Origin of the sequence: Pontibacter aquaedesilientis (assembly GCF_014773225.1) — a bacterium.
GTDB classification, from domain to species: domain Bacteria; phylum Bacteroidota; class Bacteroidia; order Cytophagales; family Hymenobacteraceae; genus Pontibacter; species Pontibacter aquaedesilientis.
This window is the reverse complement of sequence record NZ_JACXAJ010000011.1, coordinates 89415-105168: the sequence shown is the minus strand read 5'-3', so window position 1 is coordinate 105168 and position 15754 is coordinate 89415. Positions and strand designations below refer to the sequence as shown.

The 15754-nt window shown below is 49.6% G+C and carries 17 protein-coding genes and 1 tRNA gene; 10 read left to right on the top strand and 8 right to left on the bottom strand.

Annotated elements, in window-relative coordinates:
* Position 1: 1 nt before the first annotated feature.
* The 3 genes from merTP to H9Q13_RS16925 all read right to left on the bottom strand — a co-directional run bounded on the left by merTP (position 2) and on the right by H9Q13_RS16925 (position 1369).
* Entirely contained in the window at positions 2-604 is a 603-nt protein-coding gene (gene merTP, locus H9Q13_RS18090; RefSeq protein WP_224744361.1) for a mercuric transport protein MerTP, read from the bottom strand.
* Positions 601-972, bottom strand: a complete 372-nt coding sequence (locus H9Q13_RS16930; protein WP_191184999.1) for an ArsR/SmtB family transcription factor — start codon at positions 970-972, stop codon at positions 601-603. The genes merTP and H9Q13_RS16930 overlap by 4 nt, the downstream gene beginning before the upstream one ends.
* 323 nt (positions 973-1295) lie before the next feature.
* Positions 1296-1369, bottom strand: a tRNA-Arg gene (locus tag H9Q13_RS16925).
* A gap of 193 nt (positions 1370-1562) precedes the next feature.
* On the opposite strand from H9Q13_RS16925, the gene H9Q13_RS16920 reads away from it, so the two are divergent.
* Positions 1563-1979 (top strand): organic hydroperoxide resistance protein, encoded by a 417-nt coding sequence (locus tag H9Q13_RS16920; RefSeq protein ID WP_191184998.1) that lies wholly within the window; start codon positions 1563-1565, stop codon positions 1977-1979.
* Positions 1980-2106: 127 nt separating this feature from the next.
* Here the strand turns inward: H9Q13_RS16920 and sucC are convergent, their stop codons facing one another.
* Entirely contained in the window at positions 2107-3309 is a 1203-nt protein-coding gene (sucC, locus tag H9Q13_RS16915) for an ADP-forming succinate--CoA ligase subunit beta (RefSeq protein WP_191184997.1), read from the bottom strand.
* 278 nt (positions 3310-3587) lie between these two features.
* Here sucC and H9Q13_RS16910 point away from each other — a divergent pair, with 278 nt between their 5' ends.
* From H9Q13_RS16910 to H9Q13_RS16880, 7 genes are all read left to right on the top strand, one after another.
* On the top strand, positions 3588-4628 hold the full coding sequence (locus H9Q13_RS16910) for an AI-2E family transporter (RefSeq protein WP_191184996.1): 1041 nt from the start codon (positions 3588-3590) through the stop codon (positions 4626-4628).
* Between the two features lie 108 nt (positions 4629-4736).
* The gene (locus H9Q13_RS16905) at positions 4737-5402 is read left to right on the top strand and encodes an ABC transporter ATP-binding protein (protein ID WP_191184995.1); all 666 of its coding nucleotides are present in this window, start codon (positions 4737-4739) and stop codon (positions 5400-5402) included.
* A 323-nt stretch (positions 5403-5725) separates the two neighbouring features.
* Positions 5726-6511, top strand: coding sequence for a hypothetical protein (locus H9Q13_RS16900; RefSeq protein ID WP_191184994.1), 786 nt, complete (start codon positions 5726-5728; stop codon positions 6509-6511).
* A gap of 183 nt (positions 6512-6694) precedes the next feature.
* Positions 6695-8608, top strand: coding sequence for a RecQ family ATP-dependent DNA helicase (locus H9Q13_RS16895; protein ID WP_191184993.1), 1914 nt, complete (start codon positions 6695-6697; stop codon positions 8606-8608).
* A gap of 63 nt (positions 8609-8671) precedes the next feature.
* On the top strand, positions 8672-9664 hold the full coding sequence (locus tag H9Q13_RS16890; protein WP_191184992.1) for a 2-hydroxyacid dehydrogenase: 993 nt from the start codon (positions 8672-8674) through the stop codon (positions 9662-9664).
* Positions 9665-10152: 488 nt separating this feature from the next.
* Positions 10153-11043 (top strand): AraC family transcriptional regulator, encoded by an 891-nt coding sequence (locus tag H9Q13_RS16885; RefSeq protein WP_224744360.1) that lies wholly within the window; start codon positions 10153-10155, stop codon positions 11041-11043.
* 88 nt (positions 11044-11131) lie between these two features.
* Positions 11132-12199 (top strand): class I SAM-dependent methyltransferase, encoded by a 1068-nt coding sequence (locus H9Q13_RS16880; RefSeq protein WP_191184990.1) that lies wholly within the window; start codon positions 11132-11134, stop codon positions 12197-12199.
* 109 nt (positions 12200-12308) lie between these two features.
* Here the strand turns inward: H9Q13_RS16880 and H9Q13_RS16875 are convergent, their stop codons facing one another.
* The 3 genes from H9Q13_RS16875 to H9Q13_RS16865 all read right to left on the bottom strand — a co-directional run bounded on the left by H9Q13_RS16875 (position 12309) and on the right by H9Q13_RS16865 (position 13892).
* Positions 12309-12773, bottom strand: a complete 465-nt coding sequence (locus H9Q13_RS16875; protein WP_191184989.1) for a GNAT family N-acetyltransferase — start codon at positions 12771-12773, stop codon at positions 12309-12311.
* 74 nt (positions 12774-12847) lie between these two features.
* Complete coding sequence (locus tag H9Q13_RS16870) at positions 12848-13477, bottom strand: HAD family hydrolase (protein WP_191184988.1); 630 nt, start codon at positions 13475-13477, stop codon at positions 12848-12850.
* A 37-nt stretch (positions 13478-13514) separates the two neighbouring features.
* Positions 13515-13892 (bottom strand): nuclear transport factor 2 family protein, encoded by a 378-nt coding sequence (locus tag H9Q13_RS16865; RefSeq protein WP_191184987.1) that lies wholly within the window; start codon positions 13890-13892, stop codon positions 13515-13517.
* A gap of 113 nt (positions 13893-14005) precedes the next feature.
* On the opposite strand from H9Q13_RS16865, the gene H9Q13_RS16860 reads away from it, so the two are divergent.
* Complete coding sequence (locus H9Q13_RS16860) at positions 14006-14638, top strand: YdcF family protein (protein ID WP_191184986.1); 633 nt, start codon at positions 14006-14008, stop codon at positions 14636-14638.
* Between the two features lie 84 nt (positions 14639-14722).
* Here the strand turns inward: H9Q13_RS16860 and H9Q13_RS16855 are convergent, their stop codons facing one another.
* On the bottom strand, positions 14723-15010 hold the full coding sequence (locus H9Q13_RS16855) for a DUF1330 domain-containing protein (protein WP_191184985.1): 288 nt from the start codon (positions 15008-15010) through the stop codon (positions 14723-14725).
* 183 nt (positions 15011-15193) lie between these two features.
* Here H9Q13_RS16855 and H9Q13_RS16850 point away from each other — a divergent pair, with 183 nt between their 5' ends.
* Positions 15194-15718: a DinB family protein gene (locus tag H9Q13_RS16850; protein ID WP_191184984.1), complete on the top strand. Its 525-nt coding sequence runs from the start codon at positions 15194-15196 to the stop codon at positions 15716-15718.
* The last annotated feature ends 36 nt before the right edge of the window (positions 15719-15754 follow it).

Below are 15754 nucleotides of genomic sequence, written 5' to 3'. Positions count from 1 at the left end.
GTTATCTTTCTTTGAATTCTGTTACTTCATAACCTGTTTTCAGAATAGCTCTTTTGATAGAGAATACAGTGGCCTTTGTGCTGTCATACTCTACCACGGTATTGCTGTCGTCATAAGAAGCCTTCGCCTTTAGAATTCCATCAAGTGCAAATACTTCCTGTTCAACATGTGCTTCGCATCCACTACAGGTCATACCGCTGATGCTGAATTCCACTGTTTTAGCTGTGTTTAAATCAGAGACTTGATTTTGCGTCGCGTGTTGAGGGGTTCGATAGAAAACATATGAGAAGGATGGGAAGGAAAGCATGACCGCTGCAAATAGTGTCACCATAAATAAGAACGTTTTTCCTTGGTAAAAGCGCGGCTTTTCCGTTTCGCAATCGCAATCCGTTTGTATTACGGGGCTAAGTTGCTGATACCAGGCCAACCCGAGAACAAGCACAGTTACGCTCATGAAAATATAGCGGTAGGGCTCTAAGAAAGAAAATGAAGAGATAAGGCCGCTTGTGCCTGCGAGTAGAGCCATTAATGGTACGATGCAGCATGTGGATGCTGCAACTGCGCCAAAGATGCCTAATCCAATCAACTTATGGTCTGTCTTCATACCAGGTTAAATATTTTGTTTTCTTCCAGTAATTTAAAGAATGGTTTAAGCATCTGCTCATACTTGGGTGTGAGCGAATAAAAGATGATCTTGCCGGCTTTGGAGAGGATAATCAGGTCTCGGTCTTTGAGCTTGCGTAGGTGTTGTGACACAGCAGAAATGTTCATGCCAAGAACGTCGCTCAGGTCGCATACGCAAAGCCTGCTCTCCTCATACAACAGGAACAGAATCTTTAAACGCACGTTATTGCTAGCCAATTCCAACCCTTGGGATAGCTCGAAGAATGAATCGTTAAGCTCCTTCAACCGCTCTCTGCACCTTCTGATTTGACTTTCGTCCGCTTTGTCCCTTATGCAGTTTATTTCCATTTTTTAGTATATCATTTAAGCAACTGCTAAAATAATATAAAACAGAATAGCCTGTTGCTTTAACCATCTATATGTTAAAACATAAAGTAAGTGTTATACAGTAATTAGAGGTATAATCTTAACAGATTTATGACTGCAGATCATGTTTAGTGAGCAGATTCAATCGATTTAGACTTAATTGGATAGGATAATATTTGATCAGACTAAATAAACGAGCTTCTGATTCCATCAATCTCGGCTCAATTCTGTATGATGCAGTTAAGTCTGGTGAAACAAAAAAGCGCCAGCCACTTCTACAGCAGCTGGCGCCTGATATTGTAATGTGCACCCGAGAGGATTCGAACCCCTAACCCTCGGAGCCGAAATCCGATATTCTATCCAATTGAACTACGGGTGCAGGTAGGTGGTGCAAAAATAGAAACAATGCGCTTAAAAGGAAATTTTAGAAGCAAAATTTATAAATATCGAAACTGCTATACCTGTGTATTATACGCAGAATTTCGGGTAATTGGCTTATACCTAAAACAATAGGAAGTTATTATGAGTTTATAAATAATATTTTGAAACACTCATTTGATTTTCTGAAAACTATGGAAAAAGTGTATACAGCAGAGGTAACTGCTACTGGAGGCCGTCGGGGTCATGTTATGTCATCGGATGGGGTAATTGATATGCCGCTCTCTTTGCCAGAAGGGCTGGGAGGAGAGAAGGGAAAGTCCAACCCGGAGCAGCTATTTGCGGCGGGCTATGCAGCCTGCTTTCAAAGTGCTTTGTTGTTGGTGGCCGGAAGGCAGCATATCCGGTTAAACCCTGAGTCTACGGTAAAAGCCCACGTGGATTTGCTTAAATCAGAAGATGGCAAATACGCCTTGGGCGTGAAATTGGAAGTGCACCTGCAGGGACTGGACAAAGAAAAAGCGGATGAGCTTGTGAACGAGGCGCACGAAGTATGTCCATACTCCATCGGTACGCGTGGCAATATCAACGTGGAGCTGGAAGTGGTTTGACAAGTTTAGGAGTTAAAGAGTTTGGGAGTTAAGGCGGTATATCTCATCACTCTTAAACTCCCCAATGCCCATAAAAACAGAAAGGGCTGCCATCACTGGCAGCCCTTTCTGTTTTATATTGCTGGAATTAAGCTCCTACTTCGGCAAGCACCTGCTTTACCTTATCAGCAGCTTCTTTCAGCGCTACAGCAGAGTATACCTTCAGGCCAGACTCGTCGATGATGCGGGCGCCTTCCTCGGCGTTTGTTCCCTGCAGACGAACGATGATCGGAACGCGGATGTCACCGATGTTCTTGTAGGCCTCCACCACACCATTGGCAACACGGTCGCAACGAACGATACCGCCAAATATGTTGATCAGGATAGCCTTCACGTTCGGATCCTTCAGGATGATGCGGAAACCAGCCTCAACTGTCTGTGCGTTTGCCCCACCCCCTACGTCCAGGAAGTTAGCGGGCTCACCACCAGAAAGCTTGATGATATCCATGGTCGCCATGGCAAGGCCGGCACCGTTTACCATACAGCCAACGTTACCGTCCAGCTTCACATAGTTCAGGTTAGACTGGCTGGCTTCAACCTCCAACGGATCTTCTTCTGAAAGGTCGCGCAGGGCAGCCAGGTTCTTGTGACGGAACAGGGCGTTGTCGTCCAGGTCTACCTTAGCGTCAACGGCCAGTATTTTGTTGTCAGATGTTTTGAGAACAGGGTTGATCTCGAACATGGAAGAGTCTGTCTCGATGAATGCCTTATACAGGTTAGCCACAAACTTTACCATTTCTTTGAAAGCCTCGCCTTCCAGACCGAACGCAAATGCGATTTTGCGTGCCTGGAAACCTTGCAGGCCTACAGCCGGGTCGATCCACTCTTTGATGATCTTCTCAGGAGTTTTCTCAGCCACTTCCTCGATATCCATACCACCTTCAGTAGATGCCATGATCACGTTGCGGCCTTTTGCGCGGTCCAGCAGGATACTCAGGTAGTACTCCTTCGGATCAGATTCGCCAGGGTAATATACGTCCTGCGCTACCAGTACTTTCTGTACCAGTTTGCCCTCAGGACCTGTTTGATGCGTTACCAGTGTCATGCCCAGGATGTCGTTGGCGATTTGCTTCACCTGATCCAGGTTCTTCGCCAGTTTCACGCCACCGCCTTTACCACGGCCACCCGCATGAATCTGTGCTTTGATTACATGCCAGCCTGTACCGGTTTCCTCGGTCAGTTTCATAGCCGCTTTTACAGCCTGGTCTGGCGTTTCCGCCACGATGCCTTCCTGTATGCGAACGCCGTAACTTTTCAGAATCTCTTTAGCCTGATATTCGTGTATGTTCATGCTTTCAGTTTTAATGGACGCACGAAAGTAAGCCTTATTCGGCTTAAATTCAAGTAATCGGTTTTTAAAATATTACTGCTGCACAGCTAGTCTATACCTTCCATTGGAACCTATAATCTACTCAGATGGGTGCCTGGGGTTCTGTATACAACAGTAAGCCTTCGAATACAGTATGTAGGGGCAACGGGCTCACCCATACATCTATACCTAACCAAAGGAGGCATATGCCGCAGCAACATACCTTATACCGACGAATAGCTGTCTCTGCATTTATTGTAATGCTCATTGCTTCAGGTTTTTACCTGCTGGCAAATGCTGTCTACTTTTTCCTGTTGGTGTTTGCCGGGATTTTGTTTGCTGTGCTGCTCTGCGGCATGACTGATTGGGTTGTGCGTCGTCTGCACATGAAGAGAGGGATAGCGTTGACCTTAGTCACTATCTTGGTGCTGGGCACAGTGGTGGGTGCTTTCTGGCTGGTGGCACCAACTGTTTCAGATCAGGCTGACGAGATGCGCAAAACCATTCCGCAGGCCCTCACAAGACTGAAGGAATGGCTAAGCCAGTATAACTGGGGACGCCAACTAACAGGGCAGATACCGAAAGATTATGAACGCATGATGCCTGAGCAAAAGGAAGTTCTGTCCAGGCTCACCAGCTTGTTCTCCTCAACGCTCAGTTTCCTGGCCGATTTCTTCATCGTGCTGATCACGGCCTTGTTCCTGGCGGCCGACCCAAAGCTCTATACCTATGGTTTCACCAGGCTATTCCCGGATCATAAACGTACCAGAATGCTGGAGGTGTTAGACGAGTGCTACCAGACGCTTAAGATGTGGTTGCTGGGCATGCTGTCGGCTATGGCGATTATAGGCGTGAGTACGACCATAGGGTACTCCATTATTGGGTTACCGCTGGCTTTTGCGCTGGGTCTTATTGCCTTTTTTCTGGCCTTTATACCTAATATCGGTCCCTGGCTAGCGGGGGTGCCGGCTGTGCTGGTCGGACTTACGGTTGGGCCGGACATGGCCTTGCTCGTGGTGCTCATCTACGGAGGCATCCAACTGGTGGAGTCGTATGTCATCACACCGATCATCTTTCAGAAAACAGTTGCTCTTCCGCCTGCTTTGCTGCTCTTTTTTCAGGTGCTGCTGGGTATACTGCAAGGTGGTCTGGGGCTATTGCTGGCAGCCCCGATTCTGGCTGTGCTCATGGTGCTGATAAACGAACTCTATGTGAAAGATGTGCTTGAGAAAAAGCCGGAAGGAGTCGGTTTGGAACCTCTGATAGAAGATCAATCGGGCGCCATACCAGAGAAACCCTGAAGAGACAGGCCGCGCATACCTGAAATTTTAAGACCAATTTGGCGGTTTATACCTTTTGTTTTGTAGCTTTGGAAGCTATATAGTCCTTAAACTTATTATTGCCAAACTGTGCTGCAAGTAGTCAACGTTCACAAGAAATACGGATCATTAGAGGTACTCAAGGGGATCGACCTGACTATTCAGGCTGGGGAAGTAGTTTCTATTGTAGGGGCTTCGGGCGCTGGCAAGAGCACGCTGCTGCACATACTGGGCACACTTGACAATGCCGATTCGGGTGACGTTCTTTTTGATGATAAAAATATATCGCGCCTGAACGCCACTGATCTGGCCCGATTCCGAAACACGCATATCGGCTTCATTTTTCAGTTTCATAACCTGCTGCCTGAGTTTACCGCCCTCGAGAATGCATCGCTGCCGGGTTTCCTGGCCGGTCGCCCTGAGGTGGAGGTAACTGAGCGGGCCGCCGAACTGCTGAGCATGCTCAACCTGAGCCACCGCATGCACCACAAACCCTCCGAAATGTCGGGGGGCGAGCAGCAGCGTACAGCTGTGGCCCGTGCCCTCATCAACTCACCTCGTATTATCTTCGCTGATGAACCCAGTGGTAACCTGGATTCCAAGAACGCTCAGGAATTGCACGAAATCTTTTTCCGGTTGCGCAATGAGTTCAACCAGACCTTCGTGATCGTGACGCACAACGAACAGCTGGCTACCATGGCAGACCGCACATTAGTTATGAAGGATGGTCTGATTGTGCAGGAAGTAAAAGCGTAAAAGCAGCTACACTCATCTTTTAGGTCTATTCTTGTAGTCCCGATACTCTCTTTTTGGCCCGGCTATACCTTGCCAAGGTGAAGCTGAGCGCCGGCTTATTCTCTCTTTACACCCTGATTGTACTTTTTTACGTATTCTATATCCCCTCACGTCGTTTTTCGGCCTGATTGGTCAGGGAATTCAAGGGGCATACAAAATTTAAAAAATTAATTTATAACTAATTGATTTACAGGTAGTTGTATGGTGTATTTTTTTAAATTTTTTGCACTATTTGATGTGCGGGTATGTTTGATATATGTACTAAAACATGAAATCTAACGAAAATGAGCCAAGCTAATAAAGAGACTAAAGTAGAGAAGAAGCAGAAGGTCGAAAGCTATGATATAGCCAAATCTGACGAAACGCTTCACTTAGCTATTGACCTGGCTAAGTTTATTAAAGAGAACAGGTTATTTCAAAATATACAAGGTAAGGAATATGTGAATGTTGAAGGCTGGCAGTATGCCGGTTCCCGTTTGGGTATCTTGCCGGTGGTGGAGCATGTCGTCAACATCAGCACCGACGATGAGATCAAGTACCAGGCAAAAGTGAACTTGCTGGACCTGCGCAGTCAGCAGGTGGTGGGTGCCGGCTTTGCGATCTGCTCTAACAAGGAGCAGGGCAAAAAGTACTACCAGGAATTTGCGATCGCCAGTATGGCACAGACCCGGGCTATTGGCAAGGCTTACCGCAACATCCTGGCTTGGATTATCCGGGCGGCTGGGTATGAGCCGACACCGGTCGAGGAGATGGATTATGCCGGCAATGAATCATCAGCCAAGCCTGCGGTGCCAACCGAGAAGAAGGCAACTATGAAGGCTGCGTCTGCTACCCCTAGTGCTGACAAGGCTCCTGCCGAGGCGGAGCAGACGGCAGGTGTACGCTATGCGTCTGCCAAGCAGAAGGAGGAGATCATCCGCTTGCTGAACCACCAGGTGATCACGCGCCAGGAAAAGACCAAGATGTTACTCAACATCAACCGTTTTGACGAAGAGCGTGCCGCACAGGCCATCGATAAACTCAAAAAGGTGATCGAAGACCGTGAAGACGGTCAGTCTGCTGCCGCTTAATCTCAACATATTTACCAGTGAAAGCCTGCCTCATTCGAGGCGGGCTTTTTTGTTCACCTCCCCCTACCCCCTCCTAAGAACAGAAGGGGGCTTTATGCCTATCCTTTTTTCTGATACCTTCTAATTGGTGAGAGCGATTTAGGCTGATATGCCTTATCTTCGCTTCTCCAAACCACAACCCGCTTGCACGACATCCATTACATACTCAAAACCTATTGGGGCTATGATCAGTTCAGGCCGCTGCAGGAGGATATCATCCGGTCGGTGCTGGCCGGGGAGGACACGCTGGCGCTGTTGCCGACGGGTGGTGGAAAGTCCATTTGCTTTCAGGTGCCGGCCATGGCCCAGGAGGGGATTTGCCTGGTGATCACGCCGCTCATTGCGCTCATGAAGGATCAGGTGGAGCAGCTGAAAAAGCGGGGTATACCTGCCATTGCCATTTACTCCGGTATGAACCGCCGCGAGATTGATATTGCCCTGGACAACTGCGTGTATGGTAACATGAAGTTCCTATACCTGTCGCCGGAGCGATTGCAGACTGATCTTTTTCAGGAGCGTGTAAAGCGGATGAAAGTCGGCTTGCTGGCCGTGGATGAGGCACACTGTATCTCGCAATGGGGTTACGACTTCCGACCACCCTACCTGGAGTTGGCCCAGTTGCGGGAAGCACTGCCCGGTGTGCCCGTGCTGGCGCTTACGGCCACGGCCACGGAACAGGTGCGACTGGACATTCAGGAGAAGCTGGCCTTTAGAAAGCAGCATGTATTTGTAAAGAGTTTTGCCCGGTTTAATCTTTCTTATTCCTGTCTGTATACCGAGGATAAAGTGGGCCGCCTGCTCGAGATTCTGCAACGCATGCCGGGGCAGGCGATCGTGTATGTGCGTAGTCGCCGTCAGACGGTGGAGCTGGCCAGGTTTCTGCAAAGCCGGCGCATTGCGGCTGGCGCCTACCATGCCGGACTGAAGTTTGAAGAGCGCAGCAACGCACAGCAGGCCTGGATTGACGATAAGGTGCGGGTCATAGTGGCTACCAATGCTTTCGGAATGGGGATAGACAAACCCGATGTGCGCCTGGTGGTGCACCTGGACCTGCCCGAAAGCCTGGAAGCCTACTACCAAGAGGCGGGCCGTGCCGGTCGGGATGAGAAATACGCCTATGCCACCCTGCTTTATGGCCCGAGCGATACAAAGGATTTGCTGCAAAAAGTAACGGAAGCCCACCCGCCCTTAGAGCTGATTCGCAGAGTATACCAGTGCCTGGCCAACTATTACCAGATCGCGGTGGGCAGCGGTTTTATGAGTAATTTCGATTTCGACCTGGCGGCTTTCTCCAAAAACTACAAACTCAAAACCCTGGAAGCGCACCATGCCATTAAGCGGCTGGAGGGCGAAGGCTATCTGCAACTCAACGAGGCTTATTACAGTCCCTCCAGGCTATACTTGCTGCTCGACAACATGGCACTATATGAGTTTCAGGTGGCGAATGCCGAGCACGATGCCTTGCTGCGTATGATTCTGCGGATGTATGGGGGAGAGGCTTTTACGGGATTTGTGAAAATATCAGAACAAAAACTGGCCCAGCAACTCCACAAGCCGGAGCAGGAGATACGGCGCAAGTTAGAGTATCTGCACAAACTGCAGGTGCTGGTATACGAACCCCAACACGACGCACCTCAACTGGTTTTCACAACTCCGCGTCTGGATGCTGCCAACTTGCCCCTCAATCACAAAAAGCTGGACCAATTGCGTGACCGTGCCATGGAGCAGGCTAGAGAGATGGCGCACTATGTCGAGACCAGCGACCGATGCCGCACCCAACTGCTGCTGGAGTATTTCGGTGAATTGAACGACAAAAGCTGCCGTATTTGCGACTACTGCCTGGCGCAGCGCAAAAAAGAGCGGGAAGGGAAGGAGCAGTTAGGTCTGCGCGAGAAGGTATGCAAGCTGGTGCAGGATCAGCCTATTCTCCCTAAAGAATTGGTGCAACAATTTGAGCCGAAACATTCCGAAGCCGTGACTGAGCTGCTTCGCGAACTGGTAGACACAGGTATGCTCCGGTATGCCGAAAGCGGCAAGCTATACCTGGCAATGCAGTAGATCTATACCGGGATCGTTTCTCCCGTATAAAAAAGCTAATGCTGTCACTTTAATTTCCTGCTCATGAATGTCCTGTTTTTCAGCTCCAAGGTATACGACACTGAGTTCTTTAACCAAAGCAATACCCGGCACAAACACACGCTTAATTTTCTGGAAGTACCACTAAACCGCAACACGGCCGTGCTGGCAAAGGGGCATGAGGCGGTCTGCATTTTCGTGAACGACAAAGCCAATGCCGAAGTGTTGCAACTTCTGGCTGAGCAAGGCGTCAGGCTCGTCGCACTGCGCTGCGCAGGTTTCAACAACGTGGACCTGGAAGCGGCCCAAAAGCTCGGCATCAAGGTGGTGCGGGTGCCGGCTTATTCGCCCTACTCGGTGGCAGAGCATACCCTGGCGCTCATACTTACCCTCAATCGCAAAACGCACCGGGCCTACAACCGTGTAAAGGAAGGCAATTTTGCGCTGAACGGACTGATGGGTTTCGACCTGCATGGTAAAACGGTAGGGTTGATCGGACTGGGAAAGATCGGCTTGGTAACAGCCAGAATTCTAAAGGGTTTTGGTTGCCGGGTGTTGGGGTACGATGTTATAAAGCGGGATGAATTTGATGAAATAGGGATAGAGTTCACCGAACTGCCCGCACTCTATTCTGAGTCCGACATTATTTCGCTGCACTGTCCGCTCACGCCGCAGACCCACCACCTCATCAACAAAGAATCCATTGCCTCCATGAAGCAAGGCGTCATGCTGATCAACACCAGCCGGGGTGCGCTTATCGATACCAAGGCTGTTATCGCAGCCCTCAAAACCGCACACATCAGCTACCTGGGGCTGGATGTGTACGAAGAGGAAGCGGACCTGTTCTTCGAGGATCTGTCGGACAAAGTGATCCAGGATGACGTGTTTATGCGGCTGCTCTCTTTCAACAACGTGCTCATCACGGGCCATCAGGCTTTTTTTACCCGCAACGCCATGGAAGGTATAGCCAGCGTGACGCTACAGAACATCTCTGATTTTGAGTCAGGAAAAATGCTTGCCAATCAAATAGCCAATTAGGGTATAGCCTCCATTCCTGCTACCCGAATACTTGCCATCCGAAAGTAGAATCTTTAATCTTTCGGCTTTGGGTTGAACTGTTGTTGTGCTAGCTTATAAGCAGGCAGCGGCTAGTGTTAGGCAGACCCTTTGAAGTGAACGTTGCGGGCCCGTTTTGATCGGATAGGAGGAAAACAGGCAGTTCCGAATTCAAGTTTAATTACGAATGCAAGGGCTACACTAATTTAATAATACTTTATAACCCACTTAGCGGGGTGTTGACCAAGTAATTGATTTTCAGGCTAAAATAACTAAATATAAGGCACTGTTTTAAGGTTTTGATTTGTTCTATATAAGGGGGTGTTGTGTGCAGGGTGTACACAGGTATAGCTGAGCTTTTAATGCCTGTCAAGAGTCTGAAGCAAAATGGAGCTTCATTTAATTTACGGGTTATTAATTGTGCAGTATAATGGAAAAGTAAATTAAGATCCGTGCCCGATTATAAAATATTGACCTTTGATACAATTGCTGCCTTTGAAAGAAAAATTAACCACGATAACAGTCCCTATGATCCAGACTTAATGCTCTTGCCGGGGACCTTGCAGGAAAGGCACCAAAAAGTAGACCCAAAGCGGGGAATCCCGACTTTGCGGAGAAACTTTAACCTAATATACCTGCTTTTGGGAGGTTTGCACGATGTCCGGCTGGATGACAAGCACCGCTGGCTCATGCCCCACGATTTGGTGATCGTGCCGGAGAACATGCTTTATTCTTCCTATAACATTCGGGGTTGCAATGGGTATTGCCTGGAATTCAAATCGGAGTTTATGCAGCCCGTCGTGAAGGGCACACTCACAGAACAATTTCCTTTCTTCGATCTGCAAGCCGAGCACGTGGTCAGCCTCACCAAAAGGGAAAGCGAGCTGATTCAAAAGGCATTTACCAACATCATAGAAGTGAACGAGGGCAAGTCCCGCGAGAAAAACCAGCTGCTGCGTGATTATGTGCACATTTTGCTGCTGCTCATACGAGATTGCTACAAGGCCAGGTACAACGTCTACATCAAAGACAAGGCAACGCGGGCAGTCAAATTAACCAGCGAGTACAAACGGCTGGTAGAGGAAAAATTCAAGGAAGTGCGGGAAGTGCAGCAGTATGCCAGCATGCTCAACATCACGCCCAAACACTTGGCCGATGTAGTCAAAAGCACTACCGGAAAGCCCCCACACGATATCATTAAAAACAGGCTGCTGCTAGAGGCCAAAGCCTTACTCACCAGCACCGATCTGGCACTGGCCGAAATCGCCTACACACTTGGCTTCGACGATCAGTCGCACTTCAGCCACTTCATTAAACGCAGGACCGGGTATACTCCGCTCGAGCTCCGTCGGAATTTCTGATTTATACAAAACATTCCGAGTTACATACAATACTTTAATAGGCAAGGTGCTTATTTTTAGATTGTTAATCCAACCAAAATCTACAACTATGGACACTCATGCTATTTTGCCGAAAGAAATAAGCACCAAAAAGATGTCAGACTTTGTGCATCGCATATTGGATGATCTCCGTGCTTCAGAACGAATAAAGATGACTTACCTGGGCGTGCAACTAGGCCTTTATAAAGCAATGGCCTTTGCAGGCGCTGTTACAGTAGGAGAGCTGGCCCGCCGTACCAGAGCAAAAGTGCGGCTGGTTAAAAAGTGGCTGCATCACCAGGCAACAGAAGGCATCGTGTCGCACGAGCCCGATTCGGATACCTATTCCTTGCCCATCGAGCATGCCATAGCACTGACAGACCGGAAGAGCCCCTTCTACATTGGGGAGCGCTTTCAATCCAAACGCGTGGAAAAAACTGCAAAGTTTGTTAGAGAACCGTCGGTTGAGAAAAAAAGCGATATTCCGGGTATGGCAGGAAAAGATAAACTAACTGAACCCTCAGCCCGCTTTTTTAGCTCTGAGTATCTATCGAGTCTGTTTGACAACTGGCTGCCTGGCGTGGAAGGGCTCATGGACAGGCTTGAGCAAGGTATAACTGTTGCCGACCTGGGTTGCGGACGCCACGGAGCATCCACCCTGATCATGGCCGAAGCGTTTCCTGAATCGCATTTCCTTGGTTTCGACAGGTATGAGTCTTCTGTGGAAAGGGCCAGTCTGTTGGCCAAAGAGAAGAAAATCAGCAATGCCCACTTCGAATTGGCTACGGCCGACCAGGTGCAGGCACATCAATACGACCTGATTACCCTGATTGAATGTCTGCACAACATGGGCGGCAGTCTGCAGGACCTGCTAATCGAGTGCAATGAGGTACTGAAACGGGACGGAGTGCTGGTGGCTGTAGAAGCGAAAGACCGCTACAAGGTAGGAGAAGAGCTGTACCAGCGCATGCGCTCAACTGAAGGGCGCCATGTCGTGGCCGAGGAAGTGAGCCGGGTAGAACTGGGGGTTGATACCTATGAAAAAGAGCTGCAACAGGCCGCCCGCAAAGCTGGTTTTGTTTCTTTCCGGAAGGTGGCTGAAACCGTTTACGACAAGGTATACGAAATGAGGCCATGAGCTTTCACGCCATCCTAACACCTGGTATACCTAATCCAGCCCGAAGTCCCGACATACAACAGTGTGCCGGGGCTTTGTGTTTTGTCCCTTGTTAACGTTGAAAAAAGACCTACTTGAGGGTTAATACTAGATGGTGGGTGGAGGGAGAGAAACCGAGGGACTCCCAGAAACGGATACCCGCGTGGTTATGCACCGATACCTGCAGTTCGATATGGTCAGCTCCCTGGTCGATTAGCCATTTGCGGGCTGCCTCAAAAAGCTCTTTACCAATGCCGCTGCCTCGAAACGCTTCTTTGAGGACGGTTTCGGCGATGTAGCCTTTGTGAGCCAGTTTAAAACCAGCCGAGCTGGCCCTGAGACTGGCCATGAGCATTCCTACCCACTCGTCGTTGTGCTGGTAGACGAACACACGGGTATTTTTTTCTTTTATCCGGGTAAGGAGTTCTGACTTGAGTGCCTGTTCGCTACCTGCCTTATACCTGAAAACTTGGTGATGCCCCTGGTGATGGTCCAACAGGATGCGCCACAGGCTGTAAACCTCGTCAATGTCTTCGGGCTGCGCTTCCAGAATCATGTCTTTTTTCGAGACTATACGCAGCTTATACCTGGCATGGCCAATCGAGGTATAGCGCCACCTTGTCTTTCGGGTTAGAACAGCCTGGTCAGGTCAGCGATTTGCTCCAGTTTATGTTCGTATTGCTCCACCTCGCGGTAGCCGTAGCTGGCGTAGATGAAAGGAACATCGGCCTTAGCGCTGGCATCAAAATCACCTTGCGTATCACCCACGTACACCGGCGACTCTAGTTTGTTTCGTTCTACGATGGCCTTTAGGTTCACATCCTTGGGGTCGCCTGTCCGGCCGGAGCACTCGTGGTCCTGGAAATAGGCTCGTAACTGGTGGTGCTCCAGGAAAGCCTCGATGTACCCGTCCTGGCAATTGCTCACGATGAAGAGTCTATACCTGGGCTGCAGGTATTGCAGTGTCGCCTCAAGCCCGTCGTACAGTTTGCCGCCATACTTTTTGATGTGGGCCATCTCCTCTTTGCCGCTTATCTCCATCAGTTGATGCTGCTGCTCGGGGCTGAGGTGCGGGAAAAGCATCGGGAAGATGAGGTTGTGCTGCGTGCCCGCTATGGAGCGGATTTTTTCGGGGGTAATCTCCTGTATCTCAAAATCGACCTGATCCCTAGCTGCCTTCCAGGCGCGGGCCACCGTCTCAGCTGCGTCCCAGAGGGTGCCGTCGAGGTCAAAAATTATACTGTCAATCTGGTTATTCATCGTTGGAATAATTCTAAAGTAGTGTGGCAGGTATAGCCTATTGGTTGTGCGGTGGTATAAAAGTGACTTCCACGATCAAGCCATCCTGCACCCGGTATACGGCAATGGCGTCGGTGCGCGGCTGTCCTTTTTTGCGTTGCACCTTCTCATGGTCGATCACCACGTCGCCGGCAATTATCCGGTTCACGACCTCGCAGTGCAGGTCTGGCGTGCTGGCGAACATAGCGCCATACCTGCTGTGCAACTCGTCCCGGCCCTGGTAAGTCAGTAAGCCCGGCTGTCGGTATACCTTTACCGTGTCGCTGAACGCGCTGGCAAATAGATCGATGTCCCGCTTGTTGTAGCCCTCCAGTTGCAGCTGCACCGGCTTGACTACAGTTGGTTCGTTTGTTTTATGCTGACCGATTGCTTTCATAGAGATGATAGAAAGTAAAAGTGAGAGTAAGCAAAAAGATTGGTTTCATGCACAAAAATAGTCAATTTTGTATAGATACATCCTGCTATACCTGCCTGCGTATAATCCTGCTTATGTTAGAAGAACTCATTATCCGAACACTCTGCGACACCCTGCCCGCCAAACCCTTGGACGGCCTTTTCCTTTTCGGACAGACAGCAGACAACCAGGCCGCATCCTTCGAAACGGCTCAACAACTGATGCAAAGCAAGCGAATCGACAAAGTCTTCTGCCTGGACACTGTTCCGCTCAGCGGCTACCCGGGCTATGCCATCTGGCAGAGGCAATTGGGTTTGTTCGGCATAGGAGAGGAGATGCTGGAGCCGGTAACGCCTGTGCCAGCCGATACACAGCTGCTGCATACCCGCATTGAGGCAGAGTCCATGATCCTGCATGCCAAAAAGAAGCAGTACAAACACCTCGTCGTAACGGCTGCTCCCTTCCAGCAACCACGGGCTTTTATGACGGCCGTAACGATGGCTCTGCAGGAGTATCCGGAGCTATACCTCTACAGCGTGCCCGGCAAGGCAATGCCCTGGCAGGATGAGGTAACGCACTCGCAAGGCAAACTCGAAGACACCCGTGCCGGACTGATCGCCGGTGAGATCGAACGCATAAACTGCTACCACAAACAAGGGGATCTGGCATCGGTAGACGAAGTGCTGGACTACCTGAACAGACGCGACAAAGGAAAACTGGAAAGTTAGAAAGTTAGAAAGTTTGGAAGTTAGTAAGTATACCTTCTCAACTTTCTAACTTCTAAACTCCTAAACTTTCTAACTCTCAAACTCCTAAACTCCCTCCACTGCGATCATGCGGGTGGTGGATGCGCTTTGGCGTATGGCTTTGGCAGGAGCGTACTCTTCAGATGACCACCAGGCTTTCGCTTTTTCCATGGTCGGGAACTCCAGCACCACCATTCTGTTCGGCTCTTGCTCGCCCTCCAGCAACTCAGCAGCGCCTCCACGCACAATAAACTTTCCGTCAAAAGGCTCCAACGATCCGGGAGTCAGTTTTTTGTAATCCTCATAAGTGGCAGGATCTGTCACGTTCACTTCTACAATGATGTAAGCAGGCATAGGTTTAAACTTTTTGATTGAAGGTATAGTGGCCGAATATTAGGTATAATCCGCAGCAGGAGCAAGTGATAAGTGGGAAATAGGTATGCCTATACCTATAGGTATAACCTTTTGTCCTGACTGCAGTTTAAAATAATCTTGGATCAGGATAATTTACCTAAAGTCTCACCTAAACAATATACAATGACACAGACCAAAAACCTGGAAGTCTGGCTGCGCGGTCCGCTGCCTGGCATACCGCCTTTGCTGCAACCGGTGGCCCATGCGCTGCTGCAGGCCCGCGAAGAGGTGGAGAACTTTATGCAGGATTTTTCGGAGGACTTACTCTGGGAACGTCCGGCGGGAGTCGCTTCGGTTGGGTATCACCTGCAGCACCTGGTAGGTATACTGGACCGCCTGTTCACTTACGCCAAAGGCGAGGCCCTGACAGAGCAGCAACTCACGTACCTGTATGCCGAAGGGAAGCCTGCCCATGCAAAGGAGCATGCACAGGATCTGGTGCAACGGTTTCATGAGCAGGTGGATAAAGCGCTGGATCAGTTGGCCCAAACCGATGAGCAGACCTTGACTGAGCCAAGGCAGGTGGGTCGGGCGCAGGTAGATTCTACGGTCATGGGTTTGCTTTTCCATGCGGCGGAGCACAGTATGCGCCACGTTGGGCAGTTGCTGGTTACAGCACGGGTACTAAGGGACAAGGCACACGCCTGATAAACTTCTCCTTGTTGAATTGTACCCGACCAGCAA